This window comes from bacterium SCSIO 12741 (assembly GCA_024398055.1).
In the GTDB taxonomy this organism is placed as follows: domain Bacteria; phylum Bacteroidota; class Bacteroidia; order Flavobacteriales_G; family Salibacteraceae; genus SCSIO-12741.
The window spans coordinates 923,118-940,182 of sequence record CP073749.1 but is presented as its reverse complement, the minus strand read 5'-3'; the positions used below and the strand labels follow the sequence as shown (position 1 = coordinate 940,182).

At 44.7% G+C, this 17,065-nt stretch carries 16 protein-coding genes; 10 read left to right on the top strand and 6 right to left on the bottom strand.

All coding sequences use genetic code 11. The annotated features are described in order from the left end of the window. The 3 genes from KFE98_04020 to KFE98_04010 all read right to left on the bottom strand — a co-directional run bounded on the left by KFE98_04020 (nt 1) and on the right by KFE98_04010 (nt 3,812). On the bottom strand, nt 1–1,401 hold the full coding sequence (locus tag KFE98_04020; protein ID UTW63334.1) for a bifunctional UDP-3-O-[3-hydroxymyristoyl] N-acetylglucosamine deacetylase/3-hydroxyacyl-ACP dehydratase: 1,401 nt from the start codon (nt 1,399–1,401) through the stop codon (nt 1–3). A gap of 18 nt (nt 1,402–1,419) precedes the next feature. Further along, nucleotides 1,420–2,445: a UDP-3-O-(3-hydroxymyristoyl)glucosamine N-acyltransferase gene (lpxD, locus tag KFE98_04015; GenBank protein UTW63333.1), complete on the bottom strand. Its 1,026-nt coding sequence runs from the start codon at nt 2,443–2,445 to the stop codon at nt 1,420–1,422. 119 nt (nt 2,446–2,564) lie between these two features. Continuing rightward, nucleotides 2,565–3,812 (bottom strand): HD domain-containing protein, encoded by a 1,248-nt coding sequence (locus tag KFE98_04010; GenBank protein UTW63332.1) that lies wholly within the window; start codon nt 3,810–3,812, stop codon nt 2,565–2,567. Between the two features lie 167 nt (nt 3,813–3,979). On the opposite strand from KFE98_04010, the gene KFE98_04005 reads away from it, so the two are divergent. The 6 genes from KFE98_04005 to KFE98_03980 all read left to right on the top strand — a co-directional run bounded on the left by KFE98_04005 (nt 3,980) and on the right by KFE98_03980 (nt 9,215). After that, nucleotides 3,980–5,536: a PglZ domain-containing protein gene (locus KFE98_04005; protein UTW63331.1), complete on the top strand. Its 1,557-nt coding sequence runs from the start codon at nt 3,980–3,982 to the stop codon at nt 5,534–5,536. Further along, on the top strand, nt 5,533–5,967 hold the full coding sequence (gene tsaE, locus KFE98_04000; GenBank protein UTW63330.1) for a tRNA (adenosine(37)-N6)-threonylcarbamoyltransferase complex ATPase subunit type 1 TsaE: 435 nt from the start codon (nt 5,533–5,535) through the stop codon (nt 5,965–5,967). Before KFE98_04005 ends, tsaE begins: the two co-directional genes overlap by 4 nt. An 18-nt stretch (nt 5,968–5,985) precedes the next feature. Further along, the gene (locus KFE98_03995; protein UTW63329.1) at nt 5,986–7,209 is read left to right on the top strand and encodes an alanine dehydrogenase; all 1,224 of its coding nucleotides are present in this window, start codon (nt 5,986–5,988) and stop codon (nt 7,207–7,209) included. Between the two features lie 3 nt (nt 7,210–7,212). Continuing rightward, nucleotides 7,213–7,497: a hypothetical protein gene (locus tag KFE98_03990; GenBank protein UTW63328.1), complete on the top strand. Its 285-nt coding sequence runs from the start codon at nt 7,213–7,215 to the stop codon at nt 7,495–7,497. A 109-nt stretch (nt 7,498–7,606) separates the two neighbouring features. Continuing rightward, nucleotides 7,607–8,677, top strand: coding sequence for a 3-dehydroquinate synthase (gene aroB / locus KFE98_03985; protein UTW63327.1), 1,071 nt, complete (start codon nt 7,607–7,609; stop codon nt 8,675–8,677). 103 nt (nt 8,678–8,780) lie between these two features. Further along, complete coding sequence (locus KFE98_03980) at nt 8,781–9,215, top strand: DUF983 domain-containing protein (GenBank protein UTW63326.1); 435 nt, start codon at nt 8,781–8,783, stop codon at nt 9,213–9,215. Here the strand turns inward: KFE98_03980 and KFE98_03975 are convergent. Then, complete coding sequence (locus KFE98_03975; protein ID UTW63325.1) at nt 9,187–9,636, bottom strand: hypothetical protein; 450 nt, start codon at nt 9,634–9,636, stop codon at nt 9,187–9,189. The genes KFE98_03980 and KFE98_03975 overlap by 29 nt on opposite strands. Before the next feature lie 30 nt (nt 9,637–9,666). Then, nucleotides 9,667–11,208, bottom strand: coding sequence for a YifB family Mg chelatase-like AAA ATPase (locus KFE98_03970; protein ID UTW63324.1), 1,542 nt, complete (start codon nt 11,206–11,208; stop codon nt 9,667–9,669). 85 nt (nt 11,209–11,293) lie between these two features. On the opposite strand from KFE98_03970, the gene KFE98_03965 reads away from it, so the two are divergent. From KFE98_03965 to KFE98_03950, 4 genes are read left to right on the top strand one after another with little or no spacing between them, the layout of a single operon-like run. Then, nucleotides 11,294–13,216 (top strand): hypothetical protein, encoded by a 1,923-nt coding sequence (locus KFE98_03965; GenBank protein ID UTW63323.1) that lies wholly within the window; start codon nt 11,294–11,296, stop codon nt 13,214–13,216. A gap of 9 nt (nt 13,217–13,225) precedes the next feature. After that, nucleotides 13,226–13,732, top strand: a complete 507-nt coding sequence (locus KFE98_03960) for a hypothetical protein (GenBank protein UTW63322.1) — start codon at nt 13,226–13,228, stop codon at nt 13,730–13,732. 43 nt (nt 13,733–13,775) lie between these two features. Beyond that, entirely contained in the window at nt 13,776–14,708 is a 933-nt protein-coding gene (locus KFE98_03955; GenBank protein ID UTW64634.1) for a hypothetical protein, read from the top strand. 9 nt (nt 14,709–14,717) lie between these two features. After that, the gene (locus KFE98_03950; protein ID UTW63321.1) at nt 14,718–15,704 is read left to right on the top strand and encodes a hypothetical protein; all 987 of its coding nucleotides are present in this window, start codon (nt 14,718–14,720) and stop codon (nt 15,702–15,704) included. On the opposite strand, the gene KFE98_03945 is transcribed toward KFE98_03950, so the two are convergent. Beyond that, nucleotides 15,701–16,951: a hypothetical protein gene (locus tag KFE98_03945; protein UTW63320.1), complete on the bottom strand. Its 1,251-nt coding sequence runs from the start codon at nt 16,949–16,951 to the stop codon at nt 15,701–15,703. The genes KFE98_03950 and KFE98_03945 overlap by 4 nt on opposite strands. Nucleotides 16,952–17,065 lie beyond the last annotated feature (114 nt).

Here is a 17,065-nt window from a genome sequence, read left to right as displayed (position 1 = left end):
TTAGCGAACTTTTGCTACCTGGGCCATTAATTCTCCTTCGGTAACCAATTTGTCACCGACGTAGGCCTTGGCTTCTACAACACAAATTCCGCGCCGTATAGGCTGGATCAGTTTAAGCTCCATAATCAGGGTGTCGCCGGGTACGACTTTCTGCTTAAACTTCACCTTGTCAATTTTCATAAAATAAGTGGCGTACTCTGAAGGATCGTCCACGGCGTGAAGGAATAAAATCCCTCCGGTTTGTGCCATCGCTTCAATGATCAATACACCTGGCATTACGGGCTCTCCAGGGAAGTGACCATTAAAGAATTCTTCATTACGCGTTACGTTCTTCACTCCAACTACACTATTCTCGGTCAACTCAATAATCTTGTCAACCAATAGGAAAGGGTAGCGGTGGGGAAGAAGTCGGGTGATCTCGTGAATGTCTGCTACTGCAGGTTTGTTTGGATCGTATTGAGGAGGACGTTTCTCCTCTTTGCGGATCAAGCCTTTGATCAGTTTTCCAAACTCTACGTTTCCGTAGTGACCTGGGCGAGCAGCCAAAATGTGACCACGAATCGGGCGACCTACCAAAGCGAGGTCTCCAACGATATCAAGCAATTTGTGACGAGCTGGCTCATTTTCAAATTGCAGTTCCAGGTTGTTGAGTATTCCAATGCCCACTTTAGCCAATTCCGATTTGTCTCGGTTAAAGGCTGCAGCCAGGCGATCTTTTTCTTCTTCTTCGAGTTGGGTATCCACCATAACGATGGCGTTGTCTGCATCACCACCTTTAATCAGTCCGGCGTTTACCAGATTCATTAATTCACGGAGGAATACAAAGGTGCGGCAGTTGGCAATCTCCTCTTCAAACTCATCCATGGTGTACATGTGAGCGTGCTGAGTTCCCAGTAGAGGAGAGTTGTAGTCAACCATTACGGTCAATCTGAATTCTCCACCGTCAGTAGGTACGGCCAACATTTCGATGCCTTTCTCGGTGTCTTCGTAAGCCAGGTTTTCTTTGAGAACAAAGTAGTTTCTGTCTTTGTCCTGATCCACGATGCCTGCTTTACGAATGGCTTGAACAAAGTAGCGTGAGCTACCGTCCAGAATCGGAATTTCAGGGCCATCAAGTTCGATCAAAGCATTGTCTACACCGAGGCCTCTCAAAGCAGCCAACAAGTGCTCAGTCGTATGCACTTCGGCGCCATTTTGACGCATAGAAGTTCCACGCTGAGTAGCAAATACATTGTCTACATCAGCCTTGATGGTGGGCCCGCCGTCAAGGTCCACTCGTTTAAAAACATACCAGTGGTCTACCGGTGCGGGCTTTAGGGTGATGTTCACGTGCTTCCCTGTGTGAAGACCAATACCCGATAAAGTTATTTCGTTAGCTAAAGTCTTTTGCTTATCACTCATATAACTACTAAACTCAGTTTAACTATCTTTTTCCAATTGATCAATCCTGGACTTCAATTCTGGCAAATTTCTAAAAATTACGTAAGAACGCTGGAAATCACGCACTTTAATTGCTGGAGAACCTTGCCAAAGTGAGTTTTCCTCCTTTATTGGTCCGCCAATTCCAGATTGAGCAGCAATCTTAACTCCGTCAGCAATAGACAGGTGACCGACGATACCAACTTGGCCGCCAATCATGCAGTTCTTGCCAATTTTCGTAGAGCCTGCAATTCCAGTTTGGGCAGCGATTACGGTGTTTTCACCAACCTCCACATTGTGACCTACTTGAATTAGATTGTCCAGTTTAGCTCCTTTGCGGATCACAGTGGATCCCAAGGTGCCTTTATCAATGGTGGTGTTCGATCCAATTTCTACATGATCTTCAACGATCACGTTTCCAATATGTACCACCTTTTGGTAATTGTTTTCACTATTTGGGGCAAACCCAAAGCCATCTCCACCGAGAATAACTCCACTGTAGATCATACATTCCTTACCTACTACGGTGTCGGCGTGAACTACAGCATTGGCGAGTACCTGGGTATTATCACCGATACTTACCATATCTCCCAAGGTAACATTCGCATGAAGTTTAACTCCATTGCCAACCTTACATTGTTCTCCGATGCTTACTCCAGGCCCGATGTATACTTGCTCACCAATTTGAGCACTATCTGCCACTACGGCACTCGGATGAATTCCTACTTTGCTGTTTCGAAATTGCTGGTAAGCTTCCAACAACTTGGCAAAGCTCATTCGTGGATCGGCTACGCGAACCAGAGTAAGGGATTCTTTAATGGGACGGCTCGGACTAAAAGTTTCAGCTACAATAGCTACAGAGGCGTCGGTTTCGTATATGTACTCGGTATAGGCCTCGTTGGCCAAAAAAGTCAGAGAGCCAGATTCGCCCTCTTCAATCTTTGAAAGTTTGCTGATTTTGACTTCGGGGTCTCCTTCAACTGTACCGGTTAAAAGATCTGCTACTTGCTTAGCGGTAAATTCCATAAAATCTTCTCGTCCCTAACGGGATACAGTGCTGTCCTTGATGTTTAAAAACGCTCAAAAATAAATAATAAAAAAGAGGCCGTTGGTCAGTGATATCAAACTTTTCAACAAAACTTTCTCTAGATCGAATGACCTGATGGATAACAGAGAAAAAACTTGGTCACCGGTTTCGAAAGAGCAGATATGTTTAACAAGTCGGCGGCTTGAGCAATATCTTGTTTGGTTCCATCTTTAAAAAGCAAATTAATTCCAGTCATTTCGCTTTGGTAGGCCCGGTTGTAAATGGAGTCTGAAAACACAAAGTAGGAAACTTCGTCAGGGCTGAGATTGCTGGATTGCAGGGTTTTATCTTTGGCTTCCTGGATTTCGGACTCGCTAAAGGGAGAATTTTGCATTTTGATTTTCAAAAGCTTCCGATCCACCAGGCTTTGACACAGCTGAGATAATACGCGATCCTCATGATGAGCCCAAACTTTAATCGCTCCGAATATGTCGTAGTCGTCCAATTGAGCGAAGGTGGCTATCATTTCAGGATTCTTTCGGAAATCGTCTATTTTCCACGAATGGTATAGAAAATGACGCAAGGGAGCGGATCCAAATAGTTCTTCTCCGGCTTCGGCCAATTCCCGAGCCCTGCGCAAAATATTCACCAGCATCTGCTCAGCAGCAATCACGGTTTTGTGCAAGTATACCTGCCAATACATGAGTCGACGGGCCACAATGAATTTTTCGATGGAGTAGATTCCTTTGGCTTCGATCAGCAGCTCATCATCTACCACATTCAGCATTTTGATAATCCGCTCTACCCCGATCACTCCTTCAGATACGCCAGTAAAAAAACTATCGCGGCGCAGGTAGTCCAATCGGTCCATGTCGAGCTGGCTGGAAACCAATTGGTTCAAATACTTTTTCGGGTACTCATTTTTGAAAATGCTGATCGCAATGTCGAGTTTGCCCCCTAATTCCTGGTTGATTTGCTCCATGATGAGCAAGGAAATCTGCTCATGGCTAATTTCCGTAACCAGGCTATTTTCCAAAGTATGGGAATAGGGGCCGTGACCAATATCATGAAGGAGAATGGCAATTTGAACGCCCAAGGCCTCTTCGCCTGAAATGGGGTGTCCCTTCGATCGAATGACCTCGATGGCCTTGGTCATCAGGTGCATGGCGCCAATGGCGTGCTGAAATCGGGTGTGTTGAGCTCCACCATACACCAGGTTAGTCAGTCCCAATTGCGTAATACGCCTCAATCGTTGAAACCAGGGATGTTGGATGAGGTCAAAAATTAATTCATCCGGGATGGTAATAAATCCGTAAACCGGATCGTTCAGTAGTTTCCTTTTGCTGGTGTGAAGGGAGTCGTTCAAGCCTTACAATTATCAGGGGGCAAAAATAGATGGATTTATCGACTCGGCATCTTAACGCTCAACGAGTAAATGGAAATCTCGATCGAATAACTTTTAACTTTTAATTTTTTAAACCCAGGGTTCCATCCCTTTGGGTATCTTAATTTCGCATTAAACACTTTCACTCCATGAACGAAATAAACATTCTCTGGGCCGACGATGAAATTGATTTGCTAAAACCGCACATTCTATTTCTAGAGGAAAAAGGATATCGGGTATTTACCGCAACTAGTGGCGACGATGCTTTGGAATACCTGGAATACCAGCCCATTGATATTGTTTTTCTCGATGAAAATATGCCTGGGTTGACGGGGTTAGAGACCTTAACGAAAATCAAGGAGACCTTTAGCTCCTTGCCTGTGGTAATGATTACCAAAAGCGAGGAAGAGCATATCATGGAGGATGCCATCGGATCCAAGATTTCGGATTACCTGATTAAACCGGTAAACCCCAAGCAGATTTTGCTTTCGGTTAAAAAGAACCTGGATACGAGAAGATTGGTTCGCGAGAAAACATCTTCTGAATACCAGCAGGAATTTCGCCAGTTGAGCATGCGTATCAACGATCGATTGGATGCGGATGAATGGACTGAGGTATACCGTAAACTGGTATACTGGGAATTGGAGCTGGATAAGTCGAAAGGAAGCGGAATGGGAGATATTCTTTCCATGCAAAAAGAGGAAGCCAATAATTCCTTCTGCCGCTTTTACGAAGACAACTACCTGGATTGGATTAATGGAAGGAGTGAAGTGGCACCAATTATGTCGCACACGCTTTTCCCAAAACGCATCTTGCCACAGGTAAAAGACGGGGAAGATCCGCTAGTGGTTATTTGCATCGACAACATGAGATACGATCAATGGAAAACCATTGAACCTATTATATCAAATTACTACCGTTCCGAGTCCGAAGAGCTGTATTACAGTATTTTACCTACGGCTACTTCGTTTTCCAGAAATGCGCTGTTCTCGGGATTACTTCCCACAGAAATTGAGTCCCGCTACGGCAAGCAGTGGTTTACCGACGATAATGACTTTACCGAAGAGCAGGTACTTTTGGAAGGAATGGTGAAGCTGTATGGCAAATCTGTTAAGTCGGAGTTCATTCATGTTTCCAATATCGAAGAAGGAAAAAAGTTGGCGGACACACTCTACAACCATTTGCATAACGATCTTTTGGTGATTAGCTACAATTTCGTGGACATGATGACTCATGCTAAAACGGATATGGAGGTCATTAAAGAGTTGGCTGATGATGAGTCTGCCTACCGTTCGGTTAGCCGTTCTTGGTTCGATCATTCTCCTTTGCTCGAGATCATTCAAAAGTTGGCTGAGAAAAAGGTGCGAGTAAACCTAACTACCGACCATGGTAGCATTCGAGTAAGTGATCCATCTAAAGTTATTGGTGATCGTAATACAAACACCAATTTGCGCTACAAGCAAGGGAAAAATCTGGATTACCAAAAAAGAGATGTGTTTGTGGTAGATGATCCTCGGGAAGCTCACCTTCCTGCTCCAAATATGAACACTGAATACATCTTTTCGAAAGGAGATAAGTACTTCATCTATCCAAACAATTACAATCATTTTGTGCAGTTCTATAAGGATACTTTTCAGCATGGAGGAATTTCTCTAGAAGAGGTCCTGATTCCCTTTGTAACTTTGTCGCCAAAGAACATTCTATGATTCAGTATGCACGGCAATTGGATGATTTACCAGCCATTGCCCGCAATTTGTTAGCCGAATTTCCGGAAGATCGAGTTTTTGCTTTTGTTGGTAAAATGGGTGCTGGTAAAACCACATTTATCAATGCCTTGTGCCAGGAATTGGGTGTGATAGAAGAAACGGGAAGTCCTACTTTTTCCTTGGTAAATGAATACCAGGGAGGAGCGGGTGATCCGGTTTATCACTTTGATTTTTACCGCATTGAGAATCCGGAAGAAGCCTTGGATATGGGCTTTGAAGAATACCTCGAAAGCGGTCATTACAACCTGGTAGAATGGCCGGATCGGGTGGACGCCTATTTACCTGCCGATATGATTTTGGTGAAGATTGTGGAAACCGAAGGCCAACGTGAGATTCGTGCCGATCGACTACCCCTTCCATCTGAGGGCTGATTTTATTACTTTTGAGTCATGAATTTGCACTCAGACGAACTGCGCCGCTTATCGGAATCAGCAGCGTTCTCGCCCAAGGAACAACTTCAGGCCATTGAAAACCAAAAAGACACTATTTTTTTTGGAATTCCCAAGGAAACTTCTTTTCAAGAGAGAAGGGTTGCCTTAACACCGGATGCGGTTGCCTTGATGGTAGCTCATGGACATCGGGTTATAGTGGAAAGCAAGGCCGGTAACGGATCCAATTTTAGCGACAATGAATTTATTCAAGCTGGAGCTGAAATTGCTGAAGATTCCAGAAGGCTTTACAAGGAGGCCAACATCATTATGAAGGTGGCTCCACCGTCCCTGGCCGAGATTGAGCTGATGCAAACCGGGCAGACTTTGATTTCTGCTCTTCAATTAAGCACCCAGCCTAAGAATTCTCTGCAACGCCTGATGGACAAGAAAATCACGGCTATTGCCTGGGATTTTATTCAGGATGAAGATGGCGTTTATCCCATCGTGAGAGCTATGGGTGAAATTGCAGGAAACACGTCCATACTTATTGCTGCTGAGTTGCTCAGCCAGGCCCCCAATAGCCAAAAGGCGATGTTGGGCGGAATCACTGGTGTGCCACCAACCGAGGTAGTTATCCTGGGAGCGGGTACCGTAGGTGAATATGCAGCACGTGCTGCCCTTGGTCTTGGAGCCTCCGTCCGTTTGTTTGATCGGTCGATGGCTAAGTTGAGAAGGTTGCAAAATGATATTGGAGTACGCTTAAATACTTGCACCATGCATCCGGATAGTCTGGCTCAGGCCTTATCTACTTGCCATGTGGCTATTGGAGCGGTTCGTTCTGATACGGGTCGCACGCCTTGTTTGGTGACCGAAGAAATGGTAAACAACATGAGCTATGGTTCGGTAATCGTGGATGTGTCTATCGATCAAGGCGGATGTTTCGAAACGTCTGAAGTAACGACTCATGAGCACCCCATCTGCACCAAGTATGGAGTGATCCATTATGGTGTACCCAATATTCCAAGTCGGGTATCGAGAACGGCCAGTAAAGCCCTGAGTAATATTTTTTCTCCTATCCTCATTAAGTTTGGTGAGCAGGGTAGCCTGGTCAATGTCCTGAGAAATTTTGAAGGAGTTAGAAATGGCGTGTATCTCTATAAGGGAACACTCACCAGCAATGCTCTGGCCAATTCCTTCGACCTGCCCTTCCGTGATTTGAAGATGTTACTGGGAATGTTTTAACCTATGGCACGAAGAGTTTTAATCTATTCCATCGGATTCCTGATGGGATGTATGGCCGTATATATGTTGTTTTATAAAGGTCAGGACCGCGAATTTTATGGCAGCTGGTTGCCTGAAGGTCGTGTGTTAAAAAAGATCCATACAACCCTTGATCGTTCAGATACTACTTTGAATTGCTTGATGGAGTGCCAGGGAGTTTTTGATTCTGATTTGGATCTGTTATTCAAGGACGGTGAGGTCGACTTCTCGTCCAGTGTAACCCAAGGATCCCCAAAGAATATAGTTTGAAAGTGGATCGTGAAGGAAATGAACCGCTTGAGATGAGGTTTTTCCTAGAAGAAGATAGTAGTTGGGTTCATTCTGCCCATGGAAAAACGCCTGCCGATTGTCAATGCCCATGAATTACCCGATTGTAATTGGGGATATCTCTTTTGAGTCCCTACAGCTTTTTTTGGCTGAAAATTTTGAAGGTTACCAGAAAATCATCCTGTGTGATGAGAACACCGAGGAAGCCAGCTTGATGCGAATTGATTTCGAGGGAGTGCCCGATCTCATTGGCGCGGAAACGATGACGGTTCCACCAGGAGAAGAGTCGAAGAGTTTTGCCATTGTTGAGCAGTTGGTTGAAGCTATGCTGGAATCTGGGTTAACCCGTAAAACACTCATCCTTAACTTAGGTGGAGGTATGGTTGGAGACTTAGGCGGTTTTTTGGCATCCATTTACAAGCGAGGAATTCCATTTATTCAAATCCCTACGTCTTTGTTGGCCATGGTAGATGCCTCTGTTGGTAGTAAAACGGCAATTAATGTAGGTGGAATTAAGAATCAAGCCGGCGTGTTTTCTGATCCACAAGGCGTTTTCATTTATCCGGGATTTTTGGAAACCCTTCCTGAAAGGGAATTGAAATCCGGGTACGCAGAAATGCTAAAGCACGCTTTGATTTCAGATGCCGAATACTGGAAAACCCTTACTTCAAGAGATTGGGGCCAGAACGAGGATTGGGAAGCTCTAATTCGGCAATCTGTGGACATTAAATCCGCCATTGTTGAATCCGACCCATTGGAAAAAGGGCCGAGAAAAGCCTTGAATTTTGGGCATACCTTTGGTCATGCCCTCGAAACACTTTCCCATGCTGCCGAAAAGCCTTTACTTCATGGTGAGGCCATTGCTTTTGGAATAATGTTGGAAGCCGGACTGTCTCAAATGCATTGTGGATTGTCGGCTCAGGAGTATGGTGAGATTTGTGAATTCATCAGTGAACATTTTGGATACTTGAATCCACCCAAATTTGCTTTTGAATCCTGGGTTCAAATTATGCGAGCCGACAAGAAGAATTCGTCAGACAAAATCAATTTTACCCTGCTTACGGGTATTGGAGCTCATGAAATCAATCGGGAATTTGAGGAGGCAGAACTTCAAACGGTCATCGATGAATTCAATGCCATTGATTTTTCAAGCGAGAATTAGTGATAGACTGGATTGAAAATCTGAAAAATATTCTCAATAATGTGACCCAGGTTACCAATTTTTCAACTTTTACGGGCGATCTTTGTCTTCCATTTAGTCCATCATGATTGGTAAGGGAACAAAATTATACAGCATCTTCGGGCTTAAGTGCCCCAAATGCCATGAGGGAGATCTATTCCCCAACAAGAATCCATACAAACTGGATAAGTTTTTTGAGATGCATTCGGAATGCCCGAATTGCGGCTTGAAATATGAACGAGAGCCTGGATTTTATTACGGAGCTATGTACGTATCCTACGGGGTCGCGGTAGCTTGGATGGTCTCTGTTTTTGTGGCTATGTATGTCATTTCTGATTGGATATCGGCAGAGTTTAATTTGGAGTGGTACTTGGCTGTATCAATCGGAAGTTTGATTGCGATTGCTCCATTGATGTTTAAGGTTTCAAGATCGATTTGGATCAATATGTTTGTGCATTACGATCCAAAGTACAAGGAGCCTAAAGCAACGGCTAATCCTTCAGCCGATAGCGTAGCGTAAAACCCCAATTTTCTGTATAAAGATCGGTACGGTTTACAAAGGTGAATGACGGTCGATAATCAAAGCCGAAAGTAATCGGGAATTCAAAAGCATATTCGAATCCCATATTCGCGGCTATGCCCATTTCAAAATTCTGATCAAAGTAGAATTCCGGGCCAATACCTGGATATAAACGGAATCGTTTGCCAAAGTCGAAGAGTCGATCGAGGTAAAGTCCAACGCCAATTCCATTATTTAGCCAATAGAAGGAAGGGTGCATGCGGGTGTGAGCTGAAAGGCCCATGGTGCCATCGATACCAACTCCGGGAGAGCGTCCGGGACTATTGCCGATCCGAATACCAGCCTCAATTCCATTCTGACCAAAGGAGGAAAGAACCGACCCCAGAAAAAACACGCTTATCAGGATAATCCGGAATACCATATCTTGAGTATCTGGGGACGGAAGGTAACACTAAATCCGGTAATATGGGCGGTCCATACACCGGTATCGAACGGCCTCGGCTATGTGCAATTCCTGAATGAGTTTTTCTCCTCTCAGGTCCGCTATGGTGCGCGATACCTTTAAAATTCGGGTATATGCTCGTGCCGATAGATCCATCTTGTCAATGGCTTTCCGGAGCAGCTTTTCAGCCGTAGGCTCAATGTCACAATGTTTGCGAATCATCTTCGGTGTGAGTTGAGCATTGCAATGCACTTTTTTGATCCGCTTGAACCGTTTTTCCTGAATCTCCCGTGCTTGGATGACGCGTTCTCTGATGCTCTCCGATTTTTCACCCAGTGGTTTGCTGGTAAGATCATCAATAGATACCGGAGTAACTTCTACATGAATATCGATTCGGTCGAGCAGCGGGCCGGATACCTTGCTTAGGTACCTTCGGACTACATGCCAGGGATCGGATTCCGGATCATTTGGTGAATAGAAGTTTCCACTCGGAGAAGGATTCATGGAGGCGACGAGCATAAAAGAGGAAGGATACTCTACTGAAAGCCGGGTTCTCGAAATGGATACCTTTCGATCCTCCAGAGGCTGACGAAGCACTTCAAGAGCTTGTCGCTGAAATTCAGGTAACTCGTCCAGAAAAAGAACCCCGTTGTGAGCCAAAGAAATTTCTCCAGGCAGAGGATTGCTGCCACCTCCCGCCAAGGCCACATGAGAAACCGTATGATGCGGAGATCGAAAGGGGCGCTGGGTCATGAGAGCGGATTGGGCATCCAATTGCCCGGCGATTGAGTGAACCTGGGTGGTTTCGAGAGCTTCCTGCAAAGAGAGGGGAGGAAGTATGCTCGGGATTCGTTTGGCCAGCATCGATTTACCTACTCCCGGAGGTCCTATAAGCAAAATGTTGTGGCCGCCTGCCGCCGCAATTTCTAAACCTCTTCTCGCGGTGGATTGACCTTTAACATCTTCCATATCAGGAAGATCGGCATAGAGGTTTTTACTGGAGGATAACCCGGAATAGGATAAAACTGTGGGAACCAGTCCAAGACCGGTGGTAAGAAATTGAACCACATCCTGAAGTCGTTCCGCACCATAAACATCTATCCCCTCCACCACGGCTGCTTCCCGAGCATTGGCTTGGGGAAGAATGATGCCTTTGAATCCTTCCTTCCGGGCTTGAACGGCCATGGATAGTGCGCCTCTTAGAGGCTGAAGGCCACCGTCCAGGGAGAGCTCTCCCATGATCACATACTTGGAAAGGTGTTCCGCATCCATCTGCCCGGAAGCTTGAAGAATGCCTAAGGCAATGGGTAGATCAAAACAAGCACCTTCCTTTTTGAGGTCGGCAGGTGCCATGTTGATGATGATTTTTTTGCCGGGCATTTTGTAACCCGATTGAGACAAGGCGGACCGAATTCGAAATTGACTTTCTTTCACGGCGTTGTCAGGAAGTCCAACTAAATAATACTTGACTCCTTTAAATGCATTAACTTCGATGGTAATGGTTTGGGCGTGCACGCCAATGATGGCGCTCCCATAGATTTTGGTTAGCATAGTAAAAATTGGTTGATTTCCTGCTAAAATACAATTTTGGAACTAATTTTGGTGGGCTTTGAATAAAAGAACAAACTCATTCTCCATGAACGGTTTTTTTCCTTCGGCCTTCCTATCGTTCGTCGCCCTATTTCTTCAATTCACCGTATTTGCGCAGTCAGATACCCTCAATCCGAAAAAGGTTGACGCCAACTATGACAGGCTTTCTTTAACCTACCTCTACCAGCCCTCCGGTGATCGCTTCGAATCGCGGATGCAAAAGTTATTTGAAAAGGTGCGGGTAACGGATAAGTTCAACGACAATCGCCTGGAAGATAATGTGCTCGAAAAGTCACGCTCACTTGGGCCTGGTGCATCGGGCGGTGGAACCAATGCTCAAACAGCAGGCGTTCGCGAAAATTCCTTGGGCAATGTAATGCGCCATGAACAGGTCGGTAAACACATTCTTGAAATCTGGTACAACCAGCAGGAAGATGGCTCGATGAACATGGATCGGGTAACGCAACGTGGTCAATACAATGCGAGCGATGAGCAGGTAAAGGAAGCCATGATGACCCGAAGAGGTTTGTCCTTTTTGGATGAAATGGCCCTAACCCTCATTGATAAGAGTTATGTACTCGTGATGCGATACAACGGTATACGCACCATGAAAGAGATTTACGACCAGCAGGATGCTCAACGCCGTAAAAGAGCTCAGGCTACCAATCAACGATTTGTTCCGGTAGAGCGATCCAAAAACGGTTATAAAGGAAATGCTCACGTTTACCTATACAAGATTGATTTCAATGACGAATTGAGCTCAGAGTTCTATTCGCAATTGTGGGTAAACTCTACTGACCCAGATAGTGTGAAGCAGGCCCGTAAAGCGGCCCTCGATACCTTCGATATTCCATTCACTTTTGTTTTTCGTTCCAGTTTTTCGGTTGAGGGAACTCAGTTTAATCCGGGATATGGATTCATGAATAAGAAACAGGGATCCAAGGACGATATGTTGGTTAAGTTGATGCAAGATGGAGTGAATCGAGCCATCGATCGATTTGAACGTAAAATTCCTTCATTCCGGGTAAAAACCAGAATTACAGATACCCACCCAATTCGTGCCAAAGTGGGGCGCAAAGAAGGACTTGGTGTGGAACAGCGTTACTTCGTTTGGGAAGATCGCCAAGGGAAAGATGGAACCGTAGCATCCAAGAGAAAAGGGGTAATTCGGGTTCGTTCGGTGGTGGACAACCGCAAGATTTCAGAAGGAGATACCGAGCCCTCTCAATTTTTTCAGGTAGCTGGTAGAAAAATCAGACCGGGAATGCTCATCGAACAGAAAAAAGCTTTGGGAATTGGAATTCGTGCAGGTTACGGCTTTGGCGAAATTCGAGGCTTTATGCTTGGGTTTGACTTTAATCTCTCCAATTATATTGGGTCGCAATTACCCAATATGGATCCAGGATGGAAATTGTGGATTGAAGGAGCCGCGGATTTTAATACCTACAACAGTCCGCATTTGGATTACTACGATCGGTTCCACAAATTTTTGGCTACCCATCCCGATTTTTCGGATTACGAAAGCGACGAAATTTGGTCAGCTCCATTTAATTTTTACCGTTTGCAGGGTGGATTCTCAAGGGATTTTGCAGTTGGTCGCAACTTTACCATTACCCCGGGTATCGGCTGGTGCTATGAGTGGGGCTTTAGTACAATTTTGAGAGATTCAGATGGAAATCGGGTGAATACGGGAGCAGGAATTTACAATTACCAGGTCTTTTCCACTTTTCCGCAATATTCACTTGACGCCAATGTGTTAGAAGTAAGAGGGAACTTGTTTTTGGTAAACCTACAAGTGGCGAGGTATTTGTATTACCCGCTTCAAGTGTATGGAAGGGCGGATTATTACATCCCCTTTTTCAATGCAGTGGATAGAGAGGATAAGTTTTATTTGGATCGGAAGTACACAGATTTTTTTCCAGGTCGTGAGGGACTTACCCTTGAAGCCGGAATTCGAATTGATTTATAAATATACGTAATGAAAATGCTGAGGAATTTTCCCATTTTGATGTTGGCCCTACTCCTGTTTATGGGCATGGAGGGAATGGCGCAATCGAAAAAGAAGAAAAAGATTGCCGGGACCACAAAGACAGATTATGAAGCCGTTTGTGCTGGAACTGGAGCAGAAGGTACCCAATTAATTAAGGTGTACTTCTACTTTAAAAAGGACAAGAATGCCGGAATTTATGCGAAAATGAATGGCGTACAAGCAGTCATGTTTAGAGGGATTACTCAAGGATCAGGCTGTATGAAAAAGCCTTTGGTTAAGCCCGAAGAACGAAGCCAAAACGAGGCTTACTTTGAGAAGTTTTTCGAACCCGGCGGAGAGTATCTAAACTATGTGAATTCTACCGGAGGAATTACCGAAAGAACAATGGTGGGAAAACAAACGAAAGCGGCGATGGTTGTTTCAGTAAATCATGCAGCCTTGAGAAAAAAATTGGAAGATGATGGAATTATTAAATCCCTGGATTATGGATTTTAAGCGCAATCTATTCGCTCGACTCGGTTTGGTAGCCGGTTTTTTAATGCTGGCCGGAATGGTTACAGCTCAAGTAAAGAAACCTACCCTTATGGTAGTGCCCAGTGATGCATTTTGTAAGCAAGCGGGTTACATGCAGAAGTTTGACAACATAGGAACCATAATGGAAGTGCCCGATTACACGGCCGCTCTTCAAGGTGATCCTGATTTGTTGTTGGTAATTGGTAAGATCAATACCATGATGGCCGAAAGAGGATTTCCTCTGAAAAACCTGGAATCGGAACTTAAGTCAATTAAGCAAGAAGCTGCCGAATCTTCGGTGATGATGAGTAAACAAGGTTCGATGATTAGCGAATCGCCTATTGATGTACTTAAGCGTACGGCTCAGGCAGACATCATCATTCAATTGACTTACACGGTTAACGAAGTTGGACCTAAGAAGACCATTAGCTTCAACCTTCAGGGCTTGGATTCATACACCAATAAGCAAATTGCTGGAGCCCAGGGAACCGGAAACCCTTCATTTTCGGCTGATGTTCCCACATTGTTAGAGGAAGCGGTTTTGGCTAACATGGATAATTTCTCCAATACGCTTCAAACTTATTTCGAAGACATGTTCGAGAAAGGACGTGAAATTACTTTTCAGGTTAAAGTTTGGGATGGTTCACCGGTTGATTTAGAAGAGGCCTATGACTACAATGGAGAGAACGAAGAGCTCAACATCTTTATCGACGACTGGGTAGCTGAGAACACGGTTAAGCAGCGTTACAACCTTTCTACTGTTACTGCCAATCAAATGAAATTTGAACAGGTTCGTATTCCCTTGACCTACGAAAGAAATGGTCGTGAACGGGGAATGGACTCCCGGGTATTCGCCAATAATTTGAGAAAGTTTCTGGCACAAGAACCGTTTAACCTGGAATGTAAAGTATATCAAAAAGGCCTGGGCGAAGCTTGGGTGATTATTGGTGAGAAATAACAAAGACTTATGAAAAACTGGATAATGTTAATGATTGGCGTTTGCTTCACTTTGGGCTCGGTGGCTCAAAATGATCGCGGTGCCATGGACGATTTAGAACGAATTGCGCTTAAACCTATCGTTTTGAAATCGGAAGGAATGAGTGAAAACTCCGTCAAAATGTTGGAAGGGAGATTGATGCAATTGGCCACAGCAACTGGACTGGCAGCTAAAGGCGAAAGCTCTCAATTTGCGTTGGTGGGTAGAGTTTCATTGGTTGACAAGAATGTAACCATGACAGCGCCTCCTATGCAGACGGTTACGCTGCAATTTGACCTCTATGTGATTGACTTGTATTCGGAAGCGGTATTCAACAACTATACGCAAGAACTGAAGGGTGTAGGGGAGAATGATACCAAGGCATACAACTCTGCCATTAAGAATATTACTCCCAAGAATTCCGGAATTAAAGCCATGATTCAAAAGGGGAAAATGAAAATTGTGGAGTACTACAATGCACAATGCGAGCAGATTCTTGAGCAAGCCCGAGTATTGGCCACAGGAGGAATGACTCGTGAGGCTCTAACGGTTTACTACAACGTTCCTGATGTATGTGCGGAGTGTAAGTCACGGGCTAATGATGCCATGGGTGAAATCTTGAGCGAACACAACAATCAACTTTGTGAAGAGCGTTCGGCACTGGTTTTAGGTTTGATTAAGTCAGGCGCAGAAAGCGGTGAGATTATGAAGCGCTACGAAGAAATGGTTCAGACTCCAGGATGCTCAGCCAAATCGGAAGAAGTAATCCAGGCACTGAAAGAGAAGAACCTCGCGGATCAGGCCGCTAAAGCCGAAGAAATGGCGAAAGCCGAGGCAGCTTCCCAGGATGCTGAACCGACGCCAGAGTCAACCATGGCCGAAACCAAAAAGGTTATTAGCGAAATGAAGGACGCGGATGCAGAAGATGCTGCGATGCGTGCAGAAGAAAAAGCTCAGGAAATAATAGGAGGAAACTAACGAACCTCATAGGGCAAGTTTCTTAACCAGGCCCGTCCGGATTGACCGGATTTTTCCGCAGTATAATAAACGGTGCCCCTCAAGGTGCCGTTTTTCTTTTGGGGTATATCACCCTTGTATTCACAGGTGATTAAATGAACTCCTTTGCCCGAATAAGGATCTGTTCCTGGAAGCAAGGTAATGGATGGCTCGCCGGGAACAGTCAGGTCAATTTTTTCAATGCGAAAGGTGTTTCCGTATTTCTCAACCAGGGTCAAGCTTACTTTATAACCAGAACCAGCAGGCTCAAATACTACCTGATCCTTTCCTGTAAGTTCTACCTTTTCTGAAGTAACGTCAAACCTAAAGCGGCGAGTAACTCGGTCCGACCCGATTCGGTAGAGTACATCGATACCGTTTTCAGGATCATCTTCGATGCAGTAGTCGGCGTTGTACTTAACCAATACTCGGCCGTCAGATGACTGTGTATTGAGGATGTCTGCACAGGCTGAAGTTACCTTAGGATTTTTGCCATAGGTAAATGAACGCCCGTCATATTGCAGTTCAAACTCAAGCATGCCCAATTTGTGTGAAACGGCTACTACCTGCATGTTTTTGATCATACTTCTAAGCTCAGAGATAGCAGCAATGGCTCGGTCTTGGCGAAGGTCAACAAAACTGTTTTTGAGGGTAGATAATTGGGCAATACTGGACTGAATATCTTCCACTTTGTCCAATTCCGGAATAGCATTGACAATTTTATCCAGCTCGTAGGTCAATTCAGCGTCTTTACGCTTGTAATCCGTGATCAACTCGTCCAGCTCTGCTTGGCTGAATGGATATTTAATGTGGTAATCGTAGCGGTTACTTTTCTTGTCGGTGTCGTAAACTTTCTCCCAGTAAAAATCCTCCACTTTGCTGATGGAAATCCCTTTTACAAAATCGGTTTTCCCAGATTCGGTTGTAGTGGCCGAGGAGTAGTTTTCGATAAAGAATTCGACTTGCTTATTCTTGGATTGCTCCTCTGAACTGAGGTTAGAAGTGGTACGCACATTATCAGCAATAGAGGATACAATTTGCTCCTTCACTCTTACCAAAGCCTTTTGCTTGGCAGATTCAAGATCGGCATCTCCTGCCATGGTAATAATGTATCCAGTAGCAAGCGTATTGACCCACTTGGGTTTTTTGCCGCTTTTGTCAACGATTTTTTCTTTCGCACCAAGGGATAGAGTCAAGGTCAGGGCAAGCAACAAGGCCAGGTTTCTCATGGAAAAAAATTTTACCTAAAAGTAAGGATTAACCAGTCTCATCTGCAAAAACAAGACCAAATTCCATGAGTAATTTATCACCTGAAAAAATAGGTAATTACCAAACCCAAGATG